The organism is Phenylobacterium sp. (assembly GCF_035569475.1).
Classification (GTDB): domain Bacteria; phylum Pseudomonadota; class Alphaproteobacteria; order Caulobacterales; family Caulobacteraceae; genus Phenylobacterium.
Genome location: NZ_DATMNA010000038.1, coordinates 54830 through 74234 on the forward strand (window position 1 = coordinate 54830; position 19405 = coordinate 74234).

Sequence of the window (19405 nt, forward strand, 5' to 3'; positions counted from 1 at the left end):
GACGCCTATCGGGTTCAGCTTGGCGCCAACAGAAAATGGGAGGGTGACATGACTTACCTGCGTGCGACTGGCCTGCGTGCGACCGCGATCGCCCTGGGCCTGGCGCTGATGGCGGGCGCGCCGGCGATAGCTCAGGCGCCGGCGGCCGGCCCGCCGCCGGATGCGGTCAGCGATCCGTCTCTCAAGGGGCCGGAGGTCATCAAGTTCATGGGCGTGAAGCCCGGCGACAAGGTCGCCGACATCGTGCCGGGCCGCTTCACCCGCGCGCTGAGCATGGCCGTGGGGCCCAAGGGCAAGGTCTATGCGGTCGAGGTCGCCGAGGTGGTGAAGGCCCATCCGACGGCCTTGACGGGCATGCAGGCTCTCGCGGCCCAGGTCGCGGACCACAACGTCGAGGTGACGTCGCCGCCGGTCAACGCCATGGCGCTGCCCAGCGGCCTGGACGTGGTTTTCATCCGCCAGAACTACCATGACCTCTACGACAAGTTCATGGGGCCGGCCGACGTGCCGGCGTTCAACAAGGCGGTCTACGCCGCGCTGAAGCCCGGCGGCGTCTTCGTGATCCTGGACCACGTGGCCGTCGCGGGGTCCGACCTCGGCGCCACCGAAACACTGCACCGGATCGATCCGGCGCGGGTGAAGGCCGATCTGGCCGCAGCCGGCTTCAAGTTCGACGGCGAGAGCAAGGTCCTGGCCAATCCGGACGATGCGCACGACAAGATGGTGTTCAATCCGGCGATCCGCGGGAAGACCGACCAGTTCCTGTACAAGTTCCGTAAGCCTAAGTGAGCCGACATCCGCCAGTGAGCCGACATCCGCCTAGGTATATTTCCGATAATCTTCCTTAGGCGCGAAATTGATCCATAAACGGGCGGCGCGGCGTCGATTCGCGCCGCCCCCTCCGCCGTGAGCCGTAGCGGGCTTCGAAGTTGGCATGAAGACGATCCTGCCGCCGTTGATCGCCCTAGGTCTTTCCGCCCACGCGGACGCCCAGCCCGCGGCGCCGGCGGCCGGAAGGCCGGAAGCCGCGACCGCCGCGGCGGTGAGCGCGGCTACCGGCGCGTCGGTCTCGGAGCTGGTGGTGGTCTCGCCGCCCAAACCGGCGACGGTTTCGGAACTGGACGTCGTCGCCCACGTCAAATGCGTGCCGCCCAGGAAGGACGCGCGCGGCCGCGCGCCGCAGATCGTGGGCGTCTATCCCAAGGATGGCGCCGTTGTGCGGCCCGGACTGTTGATCCTGCGGGTGACCTTCGACCAGCCGATGAGCTGCGCGGGGTATTTCGTGTTCGACGACGGGCCGCAAAATCCCTGCGGCGGCGCCGGCCGTGTCCAGCACATGCTGATGACCTTCGACCGGCGCACCATCCGCACGGCCTGCCTGCTCTCGCCGAACACCCGCTACAGCTTCTCGATGAATGAGGCGCGGCCCACCCGGTTCGGGGCCCTGACGCCGGCCGAATTCGTCAGCATGACCGGCTGGCCTATGGAACGCGTCCGCCTGACCTTCACCGCCTCGGCCGAGCCGGTCGTGGCCACGGTCCGCGAGGCGCTGGGCGAGGATCCCGAGACAAGGCTCACGCCCGCCGACCGCTAGGGCGCGGCGGCTGTTGTTTTCGGCCGCGGTCTGGCTAAACCGGGGCTTTCCCCGGTTCCAGTGAGAGACTGTCACCCATGCGCAGCGCCGCCTTCGCCCTCGTGCTGTGTCTGTCGGCGGCGTCGCCCGGCCTGGCGCAGGCCGGTTCCGCGCCCGTGGAGGAGCGAGGCCGCTACGCCACCTATTCCCTGCTGCACGAGATCGGATCGGAAACCTATGCGGTGACCCCCGGGCCGCAGGGTTCGGTCATGACGGTGGCGGCCACGCTCTCCGACCGAGGGACGACGCGATCCAGCAACTGGACGCTGAAGATGGGCGCGGGCTATGCGCCGACGTTCCTGGAGCAGACGCGCGCCGGGGCGCCGGCCGACGAGGTCTGGCGCACGCAGGTCGACGCCGGGTCGGTCACCGTCGAGGAGCCGGGCGGTCGCCGCGTGTTCGCCAAGCCGCACGTCGCCTACGTGGGCTATGCGGCCATGCCCGCCGCGCTGCAGATGATGCTGGTGCGCTACTGGACCGCCCACGGCGAGCCGGCTTCGCTGCCCCTGCTCCGCGCCAGCGACCAGGCGCCGCCGCTGGAGATCCGCCGCGTGGGCGCCGAAACCATCGCCCTGCCCGGCGGCCCCGCGCGGCTTACCCGCTACACGATCACCAACCTGCTGTTCGGCCGCGAGGTCCTGTGGATGGACGCGGAGGGCCGGTTGGCGGCGGTGATGACCTTCGCGGGCGGCCTGCCGCAGGAGCAGGTGCTGGAGGCCTATCGGCCGGCGTTCGACCAGCTGGTGGCCAGCGGCGTGCGCCAGGAGATGGCCGACCTCGACGACCTCGGCCGCCAGGTGAAGCCGGAGGCGAGCGGCGCCTTCGCCATCGTGGGCGCGCGGCTGATCGACGGCACGGGCGCGCCGGCGGTCGCCGATTCCGTGGTGATCGTGCGTCAGGGGCGGATCGTGGCGGCAGGCGCGCGGGGCTCCGTGACCCTGCCGGCCGGCATCAAGGTGATCCATGCCGAGGGCCAGTCCCTGCTGCCCGGCCTGTGGGAGATGCACTCGCACTACTCCGGCGTCGAGTTCGGCCCGGCCCTGCTCGCGGCGGGAGTCACGACTGCGCGCGACTGCGGCGGCGAGTTCGGCTTCCTGACCGCGGTCCGCGCCAAGATCGCCCGCGAGCACGCCCTGGGGCCGCGCCTGTTGCTGGCCGGCCTGATCGACGCCGGCGGCCCCCTCGCCTTCGGCGCCGTCGACGCCGAAACCCCGGCCCAGGGCGTTGCCGCCGTGGACCGCTACGCCGACGCCGGCTTCAACCAGATCAAGGTCTACACCCAGCTCAAGCCCGACGTGCTGACCGCGATCACCGCCGAGGCGCACCGCCGCGGCCTGACGGTGACCGGCCACGTGCCCGCGGCCGTCGACGCCTTCGGCGGCATCGCCGACGGGATGGACCAGATCAACCACCTGCAATTCGTCACCCGCGCCATGCTGCCGGAGGGGAGCAACGGCCCCGTCGATCTCTCAGCCGATCGCGCCAAGCAACTGATCGCCCTGCTGAAAGCCCGCCAGATCGTGGTGGATCCCACCGAGGGCTGGGGCGAGATGGCGGGGCATCCCAAGGCCGTGCGTGCGGCCGGGTTCGAGCCCGGCCTGGACGCCGCGCCCTTTGTCCTGGCGTCGAAGTTCGAGGCCATGGGCGGTTCGGTGGACGAGGCCCGCTTCCGCGCGCGGATGGCGGCCAACGGGCGGGTCATCAAGGCGCTCTACGACGCCGGCGTGCCGATCGTGGCGGGCAGCGACACCGGCCTGATCGGCTATGGCATCGACCGCGAGCTGGAGCTCTACGTCCAGGCGGGCCTTCCTCCGATGGCGGCGATCCAGACCGCGACGCTCGGCGCGGCGCGGGCGATGAAGCTCGACCGGGAGTCCGGGTCGGTGGAGGTCGGCAAGCGCGCCGACCTGATGCTTGTCGAAGGCGATCCCCTGACCAACATCAGCGACCTGCGTCGGGTGACCAAGGTGGTCCGCGCCGGCGAGCTCTACGACAGCGCCGCGCTCGGCCGAAGCGTCGGCTTCCACCGCTCCACGGCGCCCGTGACCGCGGCGGCGCCGTAGCTCGCGCAAAGCCGAACGAGCTGTGGCTTGCGCCACGGCGAAGCAGGCTTACCTTAGGTGGGAGGGCATGATGCGAGAGATGACCATGCGAACCCTGATCCTTGCCACGGCGGCTGTCCTGGCCAGCGCCACAACCGCCATGGCCACGCCGGCCTCGGTCAGCGTCGCCATCGGGCCGGAGCTGCAGCTCAAGGCCGCCAAGTCGCTTGGCGAGCGCGAGGTGAACGACCTCGCCAAGGACCTGCAGTCCACCGTGGAACGGAGCCTGGCCAAGACCAGCGCCTATGACGGCGCGCGGATCGAGCTGGTGCTCACCGACGCGACGCCGAATCATCCGACGTTCAAGCAGCTCGGCGATACGCCGGGGCTTTCCATGCGCAGCTTCGGCATCGGCGGCGCCCGCATCGAAGGCCGCGCGGTGAGCGCCGACGGCACGGTCACGCCCCTGCGCTACAGCTACACCGAGCCGGACATCCGCTGGTCGGCGCGCGGCGGCATCTGGACGGACGCCGAGAACACCTTCGAGCAGTTCGCCTCCGAGCTCCGCCACGGAAAGGCGCCTGACAAGCGCTGACGAAGGCGGACCGCGCCGCCGCTTGCCAGCCGCGGCGGCGCAGGGTCACATTCGTGCATGACCCGCCCTGCCCCGCCCGAGACCTTGCGGCCCATCGACCGGCTGCTGGCCATCATGGCGCGGTTGCGCGACCCGGCTGATGGCTGCCCCTGGGACCAGGAGCAGACCTTCGCGACCGTCGCCCCCTATACGGTCGAGGAGGCCTATGAAGTCGCCGACGCCATCGAGCGAAACGACCTCTCGGACCTGAAGGAGGAGCTGGGCGACCTGCTGCTGCAGGTGGTGTTCCACGCCCGCATGGCCGAGGAGCAAGGCGCCTTCGCCTTCGACGACGTGGCGGCCGCCATAAACGACAAGATGATCCGCCGACATCCTCATGTTTTCGCCGAAGAAACCTACGCATCCCTCGCGCACCAGAAACAGGGCTGGGAGGCGCTCAAGGCCGCGGAGCGCGAGACCAAGGGCAAGGGCCGCGTCGCCAGCCTGCTGGACGATGTCCCGGTGGGCCTGCCCGCCCTCACCCGCGCGGTGAAGCTCTCGAAGCGCGCCGCCGGCGTGGGCTTCGTCTGGCCGGACATCAGCCAGGTGGTGGCCAAGCTGGACGAGGAGTTCGCCGAACTGAAGGCGGAGATCGCCGCCGGCGACCTGGACAAGGCGCGGCAGGAGATGGGCGACGTGCTGTTCGTGGTGGCCAACCTGGCGCGAACCCTGGAGGTCGATCCGGAGGACTCGCTGCGTTTCACCAACGCCAAGTTCGTGCGCCGCTTCCAGTACATCGAGAAGGTGCTGGCCGAGCGCGGCCGGACGCCGGACCAGTCGGACCTCGCGGAAATGGACGCCCTCTGGGACGAGGCCAAGGCCACCGAACGGATGAAGGCGGCGGAGTGACCTCGCCGGCCGAACGTTTCGGCGCCCTGGTGGGCGCACTGCTGGACGAGCCCGGCGTGACCCTGTCCGAAAGCCGGGGCTTCGCCCGCCACTCGCTGATGGCGAACGGCAAGCTGTTCGCCGCCGTGCGCGGCGAGGTGCTGCTGCTCAAGCTGCCGGCCGAGCGCGTCGCGGCCCTCATCGCGTCGGGCGAAGGCGCGCCCTTCGACGCGAACAAGGGCAAGCCGATGAAGGAATGGGTGCTGGCCAAGATGAGCGCCGACTGGGACGCCCTGTCGCGGGAGGCGATGGCGTTCGTGGGCTAATGCCCGCGCACTTCCGCCCCGGGGAACTGCTGCTCGAACTGGCCCAGCGCCTGGGGTGACAGGCTGACGGCCAGGCGCACCGAGCCGTCCTTGCCCTCCTGGCGCTCCAGCACGCGGCCGTGGCGGTAGAGCCAGGCGATCGCCGCGCCCTCGCCCACCGGGGTGTAGACGTCCACCGGCGGCGCCTCGTCCACCAGGGCCGCGATGGCTTCCAGCAGGGCGTCGCACCCCTCGCCGGTCACCGCCGACAGCGGGATCGCCGGCGGGTGAGCGCGTCGCGCGTCGCCCCGCACGACCTCGCGGTCGTCGGCCGGCAGCAGGTCGATCTTGTTCCAGACCTCGAGGATCGAGCGGTCCTCCATGTCGACGCCCAGGCGGGTCAGCACCTCGCGCACGTCGCCCGCCTGGGCCGCGCTCTCGGGGCTGGCGATGTCTCGCACGTGCAGCACGACGTCTGCCTCCTTGACCTCCTCCAGGGTGGCGCGGAAGGCCTCGACCAGCTCGTGCGGCAGGTCGGAGATGAAGCCCACGGTGTCGGACATGATCGCGGGCCGCCCGTCCGGCAGCTTCAGCATCCTGAGGGTCGGGTCAAGGGTGGCGAACAGCATGTCCTGCGCCACCACCTCCGCGCGGGTCAGGCGGTTGAAGAGGGTCGATTTGCCGGCGTTCGTATAGCCCACCAGCGCCACCGTCGGGTAGGGATGCCGCTTGCGCGCCGAGCGCTGCAGGGTCCGCGTGCGGCGCACCTCGGTCAGCTCCAGCTTCAGCTTGCGGATCTTGTCGGCCAGAAGCCGCCGGTCGGTTTCGATCTGGGTCTCGCCGGGGCCGCCCATCACGCCGAAGCCGCCGCGCTGGCGTTCCAGGTGGGTCCAGGTGCGGACCAGGCGCGAGCGCTCATAGGAGAGCCGCGCCAGCTCGACCTGCAGGCGGCCCTCGCGGGTCCGCGCGCGGCGGGCGAAGATCTCCAGGATCAGGCCGGTGCGGTCGATGACCTTGCAGTTCCAGGCCTTCTCCAGGTTGCGCTGCTGAACCGGCGTCAGGCTGTCGTCGACGATGGCGACATCGGCCTCGGCCAGTTCGATGATCCCGCCGATCTCCGCCACCTTGCCCTTGCCGAACAGGGTGGCCGGCGTGATCTGCCGCAGGTTGGCGATGAGGGTCTCGCGGACCTCGAGGTCGAGGGCGAGCGCCAGGCCCACGGCCTCGTCCAGGCGCGCCTCCGCGCTCCGCGAGACGCCCTTGCCTTCGCGGTCGGGGTGGATGACGACGGCGCCCTGCACCGGCGCCTCGCGGTCAACGGATTTGGAAGGCTTCAATCGCTCTCGTCTTCGCCGGGCTCATACAACTGTACGGGCTGGGCCGGCATGATGGTGGATATGGCGTGCTTATAGACCAGTTGCGACTGGCCATCGCGACGCAGCAGCACGCAGAAATTGTCGAACCAGCTCACCACGCCCTGCAGTTTGACGCCGTTGACCAGGAAGATGGTGAGGGGGGTTTTCGACTTGCGGACGCTGTTCAGGAACGTGTCCTGAAGGTTCTGTTTCTTCTCGCTCACGGCTTTTCGCCCTTTTTTTCTGATCGGGCGACCAAGGCGCCGCCCACACACGCAAGTTAGCTAGACCCGGATTTGCGACAGGCGCAATCGCGCGGACCCGGCTCAGATGGCCGCGGCCTTCGCCTGCTCGATATAGAGACGCCGGAGCCTCGCCGCCAGCGGTCCGACCTTGCCGTCGCCCACCGGTTTGCCATCCACGGCGACCACCGGCAGCACCAGCGAGCCCGCGCCGGTGATGAAGGCTTCCTTCGCCGCGACGGCGTCGGCGGGCGTGAAGGGGCGCTCGTCCACTTCCAGCCCGGCGTTGCGGATCACGTCGAGCAGGGTGAGCCGGGTGACGCCGCGCAGGATGTTGGCGTTGGTGTCGCGGGTGCGCAGCCGTCCATCGCCGTCCACGATCCAGGCGTTCGACGAGGCGCCCTCGGTCACAAAGCCCAGGTCGTCCACGAACCAGGCCTCCACAGCGCCCGCCGCCCTCGCCTTCTGCTTGGCGAGCGCATTGGGCAACAGGCCCACGGTCTTGATGTCGCAACGGCCCCAGCGGTTCTCCGGCGTCGTCACCACCGCCACGCCCTTGGCGGCCCGGGCCTCGGAGGCGGCGCGGTCCACCCGGCTGACGGTGACGACGACGGCCGGCCGCACCGGCGGGTTGGGAAAGGCGTGGTCGCGCGGGGCCACGCCGCGGCTGATCTGGAGATAGACCGATCCCTCGGAGATGCGGTTGCGGCGCACCGCCTCCTTCAGCACCATGGTCAGGGCGGTGCGGCTCATGGGCATGGCGATGGAGAGCTCGCCAAGGCTGCGCTCCAGGCGTGCGAAATGCCCCTCGGCGTCGGCCAGCTTGCCGCCGAACAGGGCCCAGACCTCGTAGACCGCGTCGGCCAACTGATAGCCGCGGTCCTCGATGTGGACCGCGGCCTCCCCGTGCGGGACGTAACGGCCGTTGACGTAGGCGATGCGTCCCATCAGCCCATCTCCTCTTCCAGCGCGCGGGCGCCGGAAAGGCCGAGGGACTTCAGCTTTCGGTGCAGGGCCGAGCGCTCCATACCGATGAAGGCGGCGGTGCGCGAGATGTTGCCGGAGAAGCGCAGCATCTGGGCGTTCAGGTACTCGCGCTCGAACACCTCGCGCGCCTCGCGCAGCGGCAGGGCGATCATCCGCTCCGCGCCCAGGCTGATCGCCTGGTCGGTGACCATGGCCTCGGCCGGCAGCATGTTGGCGGTGATCGGGTCGGACGGCGCGCCGGAGGCGAGGATCAGCATGCGCTCCACGTTGTTGCGCAACTGGCGCAGGTTTCCCGGCCAGGCGCGGACCTGCAGCGTCGCCAGGGCGTCATCGGCCAGCCTGCGTCGTGGCATGCCGGTCGCCTCGCTGATCCGCTCGATGAAATACTCGACAAGCTCCGGGATGTCCTCGCGCCGCTCCGAGAGGCCCGGCACGTTCACCGGCACCACGTTCAGGCGGTGGAACAGATCCTCACGGAAGCGGCCGGCGGCGATCTCCTCGCGCAGGTCGCGGGAGGTGGAGGAGACCACGCGGACGTCGACATGCACGTCCTGGTCGCCGCCCACCCGGCGGAAGCTCTGGTCGACCAGCACCCGCAGGATACGGCCTTGCGTCTCGCGCGGCATGTCGGCCACTTCGTCGAGGTAGAGGGTGCCGGAGTGGGCGCGCTCGAACACCCCGATCTTGGCCGGGCGGCCGTCGTCGCCCTCCTGGCCGAACAGCTCCACGTCCATCCGCTCGGGCGTCATCCCGGCGGCGCTGATCGGCACGAACTCGTTGCGCGCGCGGCCGGAGGCGCCGTGGATCAGGCGCGCCACCGTTTCCTTGCCCGAGCCCGGGGGCCCGGAGATCAGCACCCGGCTGTTGGCGGTGGCCAGCTTGGCGATCATCTGGCGCAGTTGCTGGGCGGGCATGGACTTGCCGGTCATGCCCTCGGGCGTGATCGCCTGGGTGCGCAGCCGGCGGTTCTCGCGGCGCAGGCCCGCGGCCTCCAGGGCGCGCTCCACCACCAGCAGCAGGCGGTCCGACTTGAAGGGCTTTTCCAGGAACTCATAGGCCCCGCGCTTGATGGCGCTGACGGCGGTTTCGATGTTGCCGTGGCCGGAGATCATGATCACCGGCAGATCGCCGTCGAGGTCCTTGACCAGGTCCAGCAGCTCCAGCCCGTCCATGCCGCCGCCGGCCATCCAGATGTCGAGGATCAGGATCGCGGGCTTGCGCGCCCGGACCGCGGCCAGGGCGGACTCGGAATCCGTGGCCGTGCGGACGGCGTAGCCCTCGTCGGAAAGGATCCCCGCCACCAGGTCGCGGATGTCCGCTTCGTCGTCGACCACCAGAACGTCAGACGCCATCACCTAGTCCTTCATGCCGTCACGGTTTGCGATTTCGGCGCCGGGCGGGCCCGGGCCGAGGGTGGAAGACGCAAGGTGGCCAGAGCGCCGGGCCCTTCGCGGGCGTCGGTCAGCTCCAGCTCGCCGCCGTGGTCTTCCAGAATGCGCTTGACGATGGCCAGGCCCAGTCCCGTGCCCTTCTCGCGCGTCGTCACATAGGGTTCGGTCAGCCGGTCGCGATCCTTGGCGGGCAGGCCCACGCCGTTGTCCTCGACCTCGAATGCCACACCACTGTCGTCCGAAATGAGGCGTGCGCGGATTCGCCCCCGTTCCTTGGCCTTGGGGGGCTTGGCCGTCCGGCGCGCGGTCACCGCCTCGGCGGCGTTCTTCAGGATGTTGGTCAGCGCCTGGGTCAGCATTCGCTCGTCGGCCAGCAGGCGCACCTCCGGCACCGGCTCGACCAGCTCGACGTCGATGTCGGGGCTCGCCACCCGCTGGGCGAAGACCGCCGCGCGGATCAGCTCCGAGGCGTCGTGGTCGACGAACTTGGGCGCCGGCATCCGGGCGAAGGTAGAGAACTCGTCGACCATCTGCCGGATGGCGTCGACCTGGCGCACGATGGTGTCGTTGCAGCGGTCGAAGATCTCGAGCTCCGAGGCCGGGATGTCCTTGCGGTACTTCTTGCGCAGCCGCTCGGCCGACAACTGGATGGGGGTGAGCGGGTTCTTGATCTCGTGGGCGATGCGCCGGGCGACGTCGCGCCAGGCAGCGTTGCGCTGGGCGTTCATCAGCCGGGTGATGTCGTCGAAGGTCAGCACCAAGCCGCCCTCGATGCCGCTGACCCGCACGCGCAGGCGCCGCGTCTCGCGGCCGCGCACCACGTCGACCTCCTCCTCGGCCTCGCCGCGGCCGGCCTGGGCGACGATAGCGGCGATCTCGGGCGCGACCTCCAGCAGCTTGCGCCCGCGGCCGGGGGCGTCGAGGCCCAGCAGCAGCTCGGCCTGGCGGTTGGCGGCGGAGATGCGGCCCTTGGCGTCGAGGCTGATGACGCCGGCGCTGACCTCGGCCAGGACGGTCTCGATGAACTGCCGCCGTCGCTCAGCGTCTTCGTGCGCGGTGCGGATTGCTTCCTGCTGTTCCTGAAGATCGTGGGTCATGCTGTTAAAGGCCCGCGACAGGACGGCGATCTCCTCCGGGTCGTTCTCGGCGTCGACGCGGGCGCTCAAGTCGCCGCCGGCCACCTTGCCCGCCGCCTGCACCAGCCGCGCAACCGGGCCCGAAATGGCGTTGGCGGCGCCCAGGCCCAGCCAGACCGCACCCACCAGCACCAGCAGCGCCGTCTCGGCGTAGCTGAGGGCGAAGATGGTCTGGATGCGTTCGCGGTTCTGCGCCGCGGCGCGGAAGTCGATGAGGCTGGCCTCGGCCTCCACCAGGTGGCCGACAAGCCCCTTCTCCACGGGGCGGATGACGTAGAGATAGGCGTCCGAGTAGCTGCGCAGCTTGTAGACCGCGCTCATCACGTCGCCGCAGTTGACGTTGCAGACAGAGATGATGCCCTGGTCGGCGGCCTTGAAGCTGGAGGCCGGCGGCAGGGTGAGCGGCGGCGCGTCAGCGGCCTCGGCGCGGGCCAGAACGCGTCCGTCGCGGTCGATCAGATAGCCCGCCGAGAAGCCGTGGAAGTTGGCCAGGTTGCCCAGGAAGTGGCTGAAGGTGATCGGGCTCGCCTCGAACGCCGGTTCGGCGTGGTTCAGGTCCTCGCCCATCGGAATGACATGGTCGTGGATATACTGCTGCTGCTCCTCCACGTAGGAGCGCGCGACGGCGGCCGAGCTCTCCACCACGGTCTTGACCCGATGGCTGAACCAGTTGTCGACACCGCGGGTGACCAGCACGCCGTAGAACAGGAAGACCACCAGGGCCGGCACGACCGCGGCGAAGGCGAACCACAGAACGAATCGCACCTGCAGCCGGGCGCCGGCGTCGCGTTCGCGGGCGTCGAACAGGGCCGCGAAACGCAGGAACAGGACCAGCGTCAGGGCCAGGATCAGGACCAGGTTGAGGCCCAGGACCGTCAGGATCAGTTGGCTGGCCGGGCCCAGGGGCCCCGTCGACGGCGGCGAGGCGGCCAGCAGAATCGCCAGGCCGGTGAGCGCCGCGGCCAGGCCATAGCCGCAACCCAGCACCACCCGAGACTGCATCGCCTGCCACACGCGGGCCGCGCCCGCGCCGGCGAGCCACTGTCGAATATCCAACGCCATTGGCGGGGAGCCTAAGCGACTGTGCCCCAAACTCAACAGTCTTGTGGCAAGGATGCGTCATGCGGACGCGGGCCAGCCGATTTCGGGAAGATCAGCGCCGCCCGCGCTGCATCTCGACCCCCAGGTCGGAGATCTTCTTGCGCAGGGTGTTGCGGTTTAGGCCGAGGATCTCGGCCGCCCTTACCTGGTTGCCGCGGGTGGCCGAAAGGGTGAGCTGGATCAGCGGCCGCTCCACCTCCTCCAGCACCCGGTCATAGAGCCCGGCGGGCGGCAGGCCGTCGGGCTGGTCGGCGAAATAGCTGGAAAGCTTGCGCTCCACGAGCTGGGCCAGGGTGGCGGGGCCCTCCTCGCCCTGGACGGCCGGCTGCTGGTCGGCGAGCTCCCGTTCGATGATCCGCGCGGTGATCAGGTCCTCGCCATAGAGGGCGCAGATCCGGCGGACCAGGTTCTCCAGCTCGCGGACGTTGCCCGGCCAGGGATGCTGCTTCAGGCGGTCCAGGGCTGCGGCGTCGATGGTCTTGGACGGCAGGCCCTCGCGGTTGGCGCGCAGCAGGAAGGCCCGCGCCAGGTCGGGGATGTCGTCCGCCCGGTCGCGCAGCGGCGGCAGGCGCAGCGGGGCCACGTTCAGGCGGAAGAACAGGTCCTCGCGGAACAGCCCCTGCTGGATCAGTTGGCGCAGGTCGCGGTTGGTGGCGGCGATGATCCGCACGTTGGGCCGGCGGCTGGTCTTGGGGTTCACCGCCGGCTCAGAGCCGTCGATCACCCGCAGGAGGCGGGTCTGGGCGTCCAGCGGCATGTCGCCGATCTCGTCCAGGAACAGGGTGCCGCCGTCGGCGTCGATCAGCTTACCCGCGTCGCCGTCCTCCTTGCCGAACAACTCGGCCTCGACCCGCTCGCGCGGCACGGCGGCCAGGTTGATGGTGACGAACTTGCCGTCGCGCCGGCGGCCCATGTCGTGCAGGGCGCGGGCGACCAGCTCCTTGCCGGTGCCGCTTTCGCCGGTGATCAGCACGGTCAGGTCCGCGCCCACCAGCCTCGCGATGGTGCGGTAGACCTCCTGCATCGGGCCGGAGCGGCCGATCAGCGGCAGGCGGTCGTCGCGCACGGCCCGGGCCTGAGCGCGGGCGGCCTCGGGATCGGCGGGCCGGGATAGCGCACGCCGCGCCGCCGAGGTCATGTCGTCCAGGTCGAAGGGCTTGGGGATGTAGTCGAAGGCTCCGACTTCGGCGGCGTTGACGGCGGTGATCAGGTTGTTCTGCGCGCTCATCACGATGACCGGCAGCTTCGGGCGCTCCTTGCGGATCCGCGGCAGGACATCGAAGACGTTCTCGTCAGGCATGACCACGTCGGTGATGACGAGGTCGCCCTCGCCTTCCGAAACCCACTTCAGCAGGGTGGCGGCGTTGCCCGTCGCGCGGACCTGATAGCCGAGGCGCGTGAAGGCCTGGGAGAGCACCAGGCGGATCGAAGCGTCGTCGTCGGCGATCAGGATTTTCTTGCTCGCGGCGTTCATGCCGGGTGGTCCTCTTCGGAAACGATAGGCAACAGCACCCGGAAGACCGTCCGGCCGGGCTCGGATTCAAAGTCGAGAAGGCCGCCGTGCGCGGCGACCAGCTTGGAGACCAGGGCGAGGCCCAGGCCGACGCCATTGGTCTTCGAGGTCACGAAGGGCTGGAACAGGTGCTCGCGCAGGTGGTCGGGGACACCTGGGCCGTTGTCCATGATCCGCACCTCGAGCGGGGCGCCGCGCAGCGCCTGGCCCTTGGCGGCCCGCACGCGCACCCCGTGGCGATAGGCGGTGGTGATGCTGATCGCGCCGCGCCCGTCACCGCGCGAATGGGCGGCCTCCGCGGCGTTCTTCACGAGGTTCAGGAAGATCTGGATCAACTGGTCCTCGTCGCCCTGCACCGGCGGCAGCGAGGGGTCGTACTGTTCGCGCAGGGTCAGGCCGTCGGCGACACCGTTGGCGGCCAGGGCGCGGACGCGGTCCAGCACCTGGTGGATGTTGATCGGGGTCAGCGACGGCAGGGCGTCGTCGGAGAAGGCCTCCATGCGGTCGACCAGGCGACGCACCCGATCGGTCTCGTCGACGATCAGTTGCGCGAGCGGGGCGTCCTCCGTCTTGGCGCCGGACTTCAGGAGCTGGGCGGCGCCGCGGATGCCGGCCAGGGGGTTCTTGATCTCGTGCGCCAGCATCCGGCCCAGGCCGACGATCGAGCGCAGGCCGCCGGCCGCTTCCGCGCCCGCCCGCTCGACGCCCAGGCCCGCCTTGACGCTCAGCGTCAGCAACACCGAGCCGTCGCCCAGCGGGGCCGCGGCGCCGTCCGCCTCGAACGGCGGCAGGCCGAAGAGGGTGATCTGTACCCCGCGCTCGCGCACCTTGGCGTCTTCGTGCAGGGCGCGGTTGAGCAGCGAGACGAGGGCCGAGCCGGGCGGCAGGGCGGCGCTGAACCGGCCCCGGGCCAGCAGGCCGAGGCCTTGCCCGAACAGGCCCTCGGCGGCCTCGTTGACGGCGACCAGGGCGCCGGTGGCGTCCACCACCATGGCCGGATCGGGGCTGAGCTCGAAGGCCGCGGCCTTGAGCGCCAGGACATCGACCCCCAGGGATTGCGGCAGGGTCCGCCAGCTCATGCGGCAAGCCTCCGCGGGGGTTGCGCCCAAAGCTCCGCCAGGGCGCGTTCGACCTCGCGGGCGTCCTCCAGCCGGCAGAGGCGGCTGCGGGCCGCGCGGCGCGTCTCGGCGTCGGCCGGCCAGGGCGCTTGCTCGATGTAGGCGGCCAGGTGTTTGCGGAAGACCCGCAGGCCCAGGCGCTCGCCGTAGAAGCCGAGCGCATCGCGGAAGTGATCGAGCGCGATGGCCAACCGGGTCTCGGCGTCGGGCTCGGCGAAGGCGCGCCCGTCCAACTCGGCCTCGATCTGGGCGGCGATCCAGGGGCGGCCATAGACTCCGCGGCCCACCATCACTCCGTCGGCGCCCGAGGCGGCGAGCGCGGCGCGGGCCGTGCCGCCGTCGACGATGTCGCCATTGACGATCACCGGGATCGAGACGGCCTCCTTCACCGGCCGCACGGCGGCCCAGTCGGCGGCGCCCTTGTAGAACTGGCAGCGGGTGCGGCCGTGGACGGTCACGGCGGCGACGCCCAGGGCCTCGGCGCGGACAGCCAGCTCCGGCGCGTTGCGCGAGGCGTCGTCCCAGCCCAGGCGCATCTTCACCGTCACCGGGACCTCGACGGCGGCGATGGCGGCGGCGATCAGACGCTCCGCCAGCTCCGGCTCGCGCATCAGGGCCGAACCGCATTGCGCGCCGGTGACCTCGCGGGCCGGACAGCCGAAGTTGAGGTCGATGATCTGGGCGCCGGCGGCCTGCGCCAGCCGCGCCCCTTCAGCGATATGATCCGGGTCGCGGCCGACCAGTTGGACGACCATCAGCGGCAGGCCTTCGCCCACGGCCGCGCGGCGCACGACGTCGGGCCGGCCCTTGGAGAGTTCGGCGCAGGCAACCATCTCGGTGGCCACGTACGGCGCGCCGAGCCGGCTCGCGGCGCGGCGGAACGGCAGGTCCGAGATTCCGGTCATGGGCGCGATCCACACGCGGCCGGAGACCTCAACCTTATCGAGCTTGAGCGAACTGCTCATTATTTAATCATCCCCACAGCCAGCTTTTTAGGCAATTTGTGCGCTGCGGTAAAGCCCACCTGAACGCTGGACGATCTGGACAAGCGCGAGCGTGTCCCTAAACACGCACCCGATGAGCTTCCTAAGCATAGTGGTGGCGGCGGGCGAAGGCCTGCGCGCGGGACCGGGCGAACCCAAGGCGTGGCGGACCCTGGCCGGCCGGCCCGTGGTGCGGTGGTCGGTGGAGGGCCTGCTGGCCGCCGGCGCGCGCGAAGTCATCGTCGTGGTGGCGGGCGACCGCCTGGCCGCCGCGGAAGACGCTCTGCAGGGCCTGGCCGGATGGCGGGCCGTAGCGGGCGGCGCGACACGGGCCCTGTCGGTGCAGGCCGGCCTGGCGGCCTTGGCAGGAAAGGACGACGAACCCGTGCTCGTGCATGACGCTGCCCGGCCCTTCGTCACTCGGGCGCATGTGGAACGCCTGCTGGCGGCCCTGGCAGACGCAGATGGGGCCGTACCTGCCCTGCCCGTGCCCGACACGCTCAAGCGCGGCGACGGGGCCGTCGCCGAGACGGTGAGCCGCGAGGGCCTCTGGCGGGCCCAGACGCCGCAGGCCTTCCGCCTGGGCCGCCTGCGCGCCGCCTACGCGGCCTGGGGCGCCCCGTCCGAGCCGACCGACGACGCCCAGGTGGTCGAGGCCGCCGGCGGCCGCGTCGCGCTTGCGGCGGGCGATCCCATGCTCATGAAGCTGACCTATCCGGAGGATTTCGCCATGGCCGAGCAACTGGCGGGCGGCGGGCGGATCGTGCGTACCGGCTTCGGCGTCGACGCCCACCGCTTCGGCCCGGGCGACGCGGTCTGGCTGGCCGGGGTGTCCATTCCTCACGACCGGGGCCTGGTCGGTCACTCCGACGCCGACGTGGGCCTGCACGCCCTGACCGACGCCCTGCTGGGCGCGATCGCCGAGGGCGACATAGGCCAACACTTCCCGCCGTCGGATCCGAAGTGGAAGGGCGCCTCCTCCGACCGGTTCCTGATCCATGCCGTCGAACTGGCCCAGGCCAAGGGCGGCCGGGTGATCAGCGCCGACCTGACCCTGATCTGCGAGCGGCCCAAGATCGGCCCGCACCGCGACGCCATGCGCGCGCGCGTCGCCGAGCTGCTGGGGCTTCCGGTCGAGCGCGTCAGCGTCAAGGCCACCACGACGGAGGGCATGGGCTTCACCGGCCGCGAGGAAGGCCTGATGGCCCAGGCCGTGGTCTGCGTGGAGACGCCCCGCTAGGGTCTAGCCCTCGCTGTTGGGGTCCAGCTTCTGCAGGAACCGTCGCCACAGGGCCCCGAACAGGTTGGTGTAGTCGTCCGTCCAGGGCCGGACGCGGCTGGGCTCGGTGAGCCGCCAGCGCGGATCGCGGACGAAGGGCGCCAGGGCCGCGCGGGACTTGGCGACGATCACCGCGTCCTCCGGCGAAGGCCAGCCGCCGCGGTCGGTGTCGGGACCGGGCCTGAAGTGCTGGATCAGCGCCACGCCGCCCGCGGCCTTGGCCACCGCCTGGGCCGGGCCGTTCAGGTCGAGGTTTCGGTTGGAGAGGTGCAGGATCAGCACCCCGTCCGGCGTCAGGTGGGTGAGATAGCCGCGCACCGCCTGGACGGTCAGCAGATGCGTCGGCACCGCGTCCGACGAAAACGCGTCGATCAGCAGGATGTCGAAGATCCCGGCCGGCTGCTTGGCGAGCGTCAGCCGCGCGTCGCCGACCACATAGTCCACCGGGCCGCGGGCGCAGCGGGTGGTGTAGGCGAAATGCGCCGGATCGCTGGAGATCCGGACCACCAGAGGATCGATCTCGAAGAAGGTCAGCCGGTCGCGCGCCCGCACATAGGCCGCCACCGAACCGGTGCCGAGCCCCACGGCTCCGATCCGCAAGGTCGGCTTGGCGCGCTGCTCGCCCAGGAATACCTGCCCGATCGGCGAGGCGGTGGCGTAGTAGACCAGCGGATTGCATCGCCAGCGCGGGGTCAGGGCCTCGGCCCCGTGCAGGGTCGTGCCGTGCGACAGCATCCGCGTGGGCCCGCCCAGGGCGGGGACCTGGGTCTCGCCCTGGCGCAGCACGCCGAAGAAACTGCGCCAGGTCTGGTCGGTGGTGGTGCGGTCCGCGGCGCCCTCCGCGCCCAGCCAGAGGATCAGGATCACGGCGAAGAACAGCAGGGCGTGGCGGCGCACCATGTAGGCGGCGATCACGGCCAGGACGAGGCAGGCCTTCACGCCGAGGTCGAAGGCGTCGATCTGGGTGAACCCCGCGAACAGCGGCCGCCCAAAGACGTGCGGCGCCACGAAGGTGTTGAGGATCGGCATCGCCACGCCTGCGGCGACGCCCAGGATCAGCATGGCGCCGGTGAAGATGTCGATCTTCCAGTCGCCCCACGGCCGCAGCAGGCAGGCGGCCACCAGGACGAGCGGATATTCCCAGACGTTGTCGAAGATCACCGGGGCCAGGAAGGCGTTGAACGAGCCGCCGATCACCCCGCCCAGCGACATCCAGAAATAGAACTCGGTCAGCCGCTCCGGCGGCGGCCGGCGGGCCACCAGGGCCTGGTGGCACATGAGCGCGGTGAAGAAGAACGCGCCGAGGTTGACCGGCAGCAGCAGGGCGAAGGGGCTGGCGTGGTACGGCAGCAAGGCCAGGCAGACGGCCACAAGGGCGGCCTGCAGCAGCAGGGTGATATCCTTGGGGATCGCGGGCTTCGCCTGGAAGGCGACGATGAAGGTGATCAGGTAGAGCGCCAGCGGCAGCACCCAGAGGAAGGGCGCGGAGGCCACGTCCGTGGTGATGTAGGTCGTCACCCCCAGCATCAGGCTGGACGGGATCGCCGCCAGCGCCACCCAGATCAGCCGCTCGCGCCAGGCGATCGGCGGCGCCTCGACGTGGGCCGGCCGCGCCGGGCCGCGGACGCCCCCGGCGCGGATCACCGCGACCGCCAGCCCGGCCATCAGCAGGACGAAGGCCAGGTAGCCGCCGCTCCAGCCCAGGCGCTGGGCATGCAGGGTCAGGGCCGGCTCGACCACCAGGGGATAGGCCAACAGCGCCAGCAGGCTGCCGAGGTTGCTGGCGGCATAGAGCACATAGGGCTCGTGGCCCGCCTCGCCCTCCCCGAAGCTGCGGGCATGCCAGGCCTGGACGAGGGGCGCGGTGGCGGAGAGGACCGCGAAGGGCGCGCCTACGGAGACGGCGAGCACGCCCAGTAGCCAGAGCGCCGGATGGTTCGAGGACGGCGGCCCGATCAGCTCGTTGATGCGCAAGGGCAGCACGATCGCCGCGGCCAGCATCGCCGCGCCATGGACCAGGGCCTGGGCGCGCAGGGACGGCAGCCGCTGCAGCAGGTGCGCATAGGCGTAGCCGGCCAGTAGCGCGGCCTGGAAGAAGGCCAGGCTGGTGTTCCAGACGGAAGGGCTTCCCCCCAGCCGCGGCAGCACCAGCTTGGCGATCATCGGCTCGACCAGGAAGACCAGGGCGGCGCTGGCGAAGACGGTGACCGCGAACAGGGCGGCGGGCGGCCGGGCGGCGGGCGATGCGTCGAAGGTCGGAACGGTCATGAGAGTCGGCCTTGGGGCGCTCGAATCGCCTTGAACGCCCAGCCTATCCGATGCTCTGGTCGGCGGACCCATCCGCCGTCAGACGAGGCCCCAGCGCATGTTTTCGCTCGAGATCGTGACCCTTGCGCGCCTGCTGGTCGACGAGGCCCGCGAGCGGTCCTTGCGGATCGTCACGGCGGAGAGCTGCACCGGCGGGCTGGTGGCGGGCGCGATCTGCCAGGTGGCGGGCGCCTCGGACGTCTTCGAGCGCGGGTTCGTCACCTATTCCAACCGCGCCAAGCAGGAGCTGCTGGGCATCCCCGGCGACCTGATTGCCGACCTGGGCGCGGTGTCCGAGCCCGTGGCGCGGATGATGGCGGAGGGCGCGCTGGAGAACTCCAACGCCCACGTGGCCGTGGCGATCACCGGCGTGGCCGGCCCCGGCGGCGGGACGCCGATGAAGCCGGTGGGCACCGTCCACATCGCCACCGCGCGGACCAATCACGGCCTGCAGCATCGCCTGGAGTTCTTCGAGCTCGACGAGCGGATCGACATCCAGCTCGCCGCCGTTCAGTCGGCCCTGCAGATGCTGCGCGACCGGATGGCCTGAG

General features: G+C 70.6%; 17 protein-coding genes. 8 read left to right on the top strand and 9 right to left on the bottom strand.

Features of this window, described 5'->3' with window-relative positions; all coding sequences use genetic code 11:
* Window positions 1-48: 48 nt before the first annotated feature.
* The 6 genes from VNW53_RS05865 (at window position 49) to VNW53_RS05890 (ending at window position 5463) form a co-directional block, all read left to right on the top strand.
* The gene (locus tag VNW53_RS05865) at window positions 49-789 is read left to right on the top strand and encodes a methyltransferase (RefSeq protein WP_325554200.1); all 741 of its coding nucleotides are present in this window, start codon (window positions 49-51) and stop codon (window positions 787-789) included.
* Between the two features lie 145 nt (window positions 790-934).
* Entirely contained in the window at window positions 935-1594 is a 660-nt protein-coding gene (locus tag VNW53_RS05870) for a hypothetical protein (RefSeq protein ID WP_325554201.1), read from the top strand.
* Window positions 1595-1671: 77 nt separating this feature from the next.
* Entirely contained in the window at window positions 1672-3696 is a 2025-nt protein-coding gene (locus VNW53_RS05875; RefSeq protein WP_325554202.1) for an amidohydrolase family protein, read from the top strand.
* Window positions 3697-3775: 79 nt separating this feature from the next.
* Window positions 3776-4270: a hypothetical protein gene (locus tag VNW53_RS05880; protein WP_325554203.1), complete on the top strand. Its 495-nt coding sequence runs from the start codon at window positions 3776-3778 to the stop codon at window positions 4268-4270.
* A gap of 57 nt (window positions 4271-4327) precedes the next feature.
* Complete coding sequence (gene mazG, locus VNW53_RS05885; RefSeq protein WP_325554204.1) at window positions 4328-5158, top strand: nucleoside triphosphate pyrophosphohydrolase; 831 nt, start codon at window positions 4328-4330, stop codon at window positions 5156-5158.
* On the top strand, window positions 5155-5463 hold the full coding sequence (locus VNW53_RS05890) for a hypothetical protein (protein WP_325554206.1): 309 nt from the start codon (window positions 5155-5157) through the stop codon (window positions 5461-5463). Before mazG ends, VNW53_RS05890 begins: the two co-directional genes overlap by 4 nt.
* Here VNW53_RS05890 and hflX read toward each other — a convergent pair.
* The 8 genes from hflX to dusB form a co-directional block, all read right to left on the bottom strand.
* The gene (hflX, locus tag VNW53_RS05895; RefSeq protein WP_325554207.1) at window positions 5460-6779 is read right to left on the bottom strand and encodes a GTPase HflX; all 1320 of its coding nucleotides are present in this window, start codon (window positions 6777-6779) and stop codon (window positions 5460-5462) included. The genes VNW53_RS05890 and hflX overlap by 4 nt on opposite strands.
* Window positions 6776-7021, bottom strand: coding sequence for an RNA chaperone Hfq (hfq, locus tag VNW53_RS05900; protein WP_293367327.1), 246 nt, complete (start codon window positions 7019-7021; stop codon window positions 6776-6778). Before hfq ends, hflX begins: the two co-directional genes overlap by 4 nt.
* 102 nt (window positions 7022-7123) lie before the next feature.
* On the bottom strand, window positions 7124-7987 hold the full coding sequence (locus tag VNW53_RS05905; RefSeq protein WP_325554208.1) for a D-amino-acid transaminase: 864 nt from the start codon (window positions 7985-7987) through the stop codon (window positions 7124-7126).
* Complete coding sequence (locus VNW53_RS05910) at window positions 7987-9378, bottom strand: sigma-54 dependent transcriptional regulator (protein ID WP_325554210.1); 1392 nt, start codon at window positions 9376-9378, stop codon at window positions 7987-7989. Before VNW53_RS05910 ends, VNW53_RS05905 begins: the two co-directional genes overlap by 1 nt.
* A gap of 11 nt (window positions 9379-9389) precedes the next feature.
* A complete protein-coding gene (locus VNW53_RS05915) occupies window positions 9390-11615 on the bottom strand; it encodes a PAS domain-containing sensor histidine kinase (protein WP_325554212.1) in 2226 nt (741 codons plus the stop codon).
* Window positions 11616-11706: 91 nt separating this feature from the next.
* Complete coding sequence (gene ntrC, locus VNW53_RS05920) at window positions 11707-13128, bottom strand: nitrogen regulation protein NR(I) (RefSeq protein ID WP_325554213.1); 1422 nt, start codon at window positions 13126-13128, stop codon at window positions 11707-11709.
* The gene (locus VNW53_RS05925) at window positions 13125-14246 is read right to left on the bottom strand and encodes a two-component system sensor histidine kinase NtrB (protein ID WP_325554214.1); all 1122 of its coding nucleotides are present in this window, start codon (window positions 14244-14246) and stop codon (window positions 13125-13127) included. The genes ntrC and VNW53_RS05925 overlap by 4 nt, the downstream gene beginning before the upstream one ends.
* Complete coding sequence (dusB, locus tag VNW53_RS05930) at window positions 14243-15250, bottom strand: tRNA dihydrouridine synthase DusB (protein WP_325554216.1); 1008 nt, start codon at window positions 15248-15250, stop codon at window positions 14243-14245. The genes VNW53_RS05925 and dusB overlap by 4 nt, the downstream gene beginning before the upstream one ends.
* A gap of 112 nt (window positions 15251-15362) precedes the next feature.
* Between dusB and VNW53_RS05935 the strand changes: the two genes are divergently transcribed.
* Window positions 15363-16508 (top strand): bifunctional 2-C-methyl-D-erythritol 4-phosphate cytidylyltransferase/2-C-methyl-D-erythritol 2,4-cyclodiphosphate synthase, encoded by a 1146-nt coding sequence (locus tag VNW53_RS05935; protein ID WP_325554218.1) that lies wholly within the window; start codon window positions 15363-15365, stop codon window positions 16506-16508.
* A 3-nt stretch (window positions 16509-16511) separates the two neighbouring features.
* Here VNW53_RS05935 and VNW53_RS05940 read toward each other — a convergent pair whose 3' ends face one another.
* The gene (locus VNW53_RS05940) at window positions 16512-18815 is read right to left on the bottom strand and encodes a fused MFS/spermidine synthase (RefSeq protein WP_325554219.1); all 2304 of its coding nucleotides are present in this window, start codon (window positions 18813-18815) and stop codon (window positions 16512-16514) included.
* A gap of 97 nt (window positions 18816-18912) precedes the next feature.
* Between VNW53_RS05940 and VNW53_RS05945 the strand changes: the two genes are divergently transcribed.
* Entirely contained in the window at window positions 18913-19404 is a 492-nt protein-coding gene (locus tag VNW53_RS05945; protein ID WP_325554220.1) for a CinA family protein, read from the top strand.
* Window position 19405 lies beyond the last annotated feature (1 nt).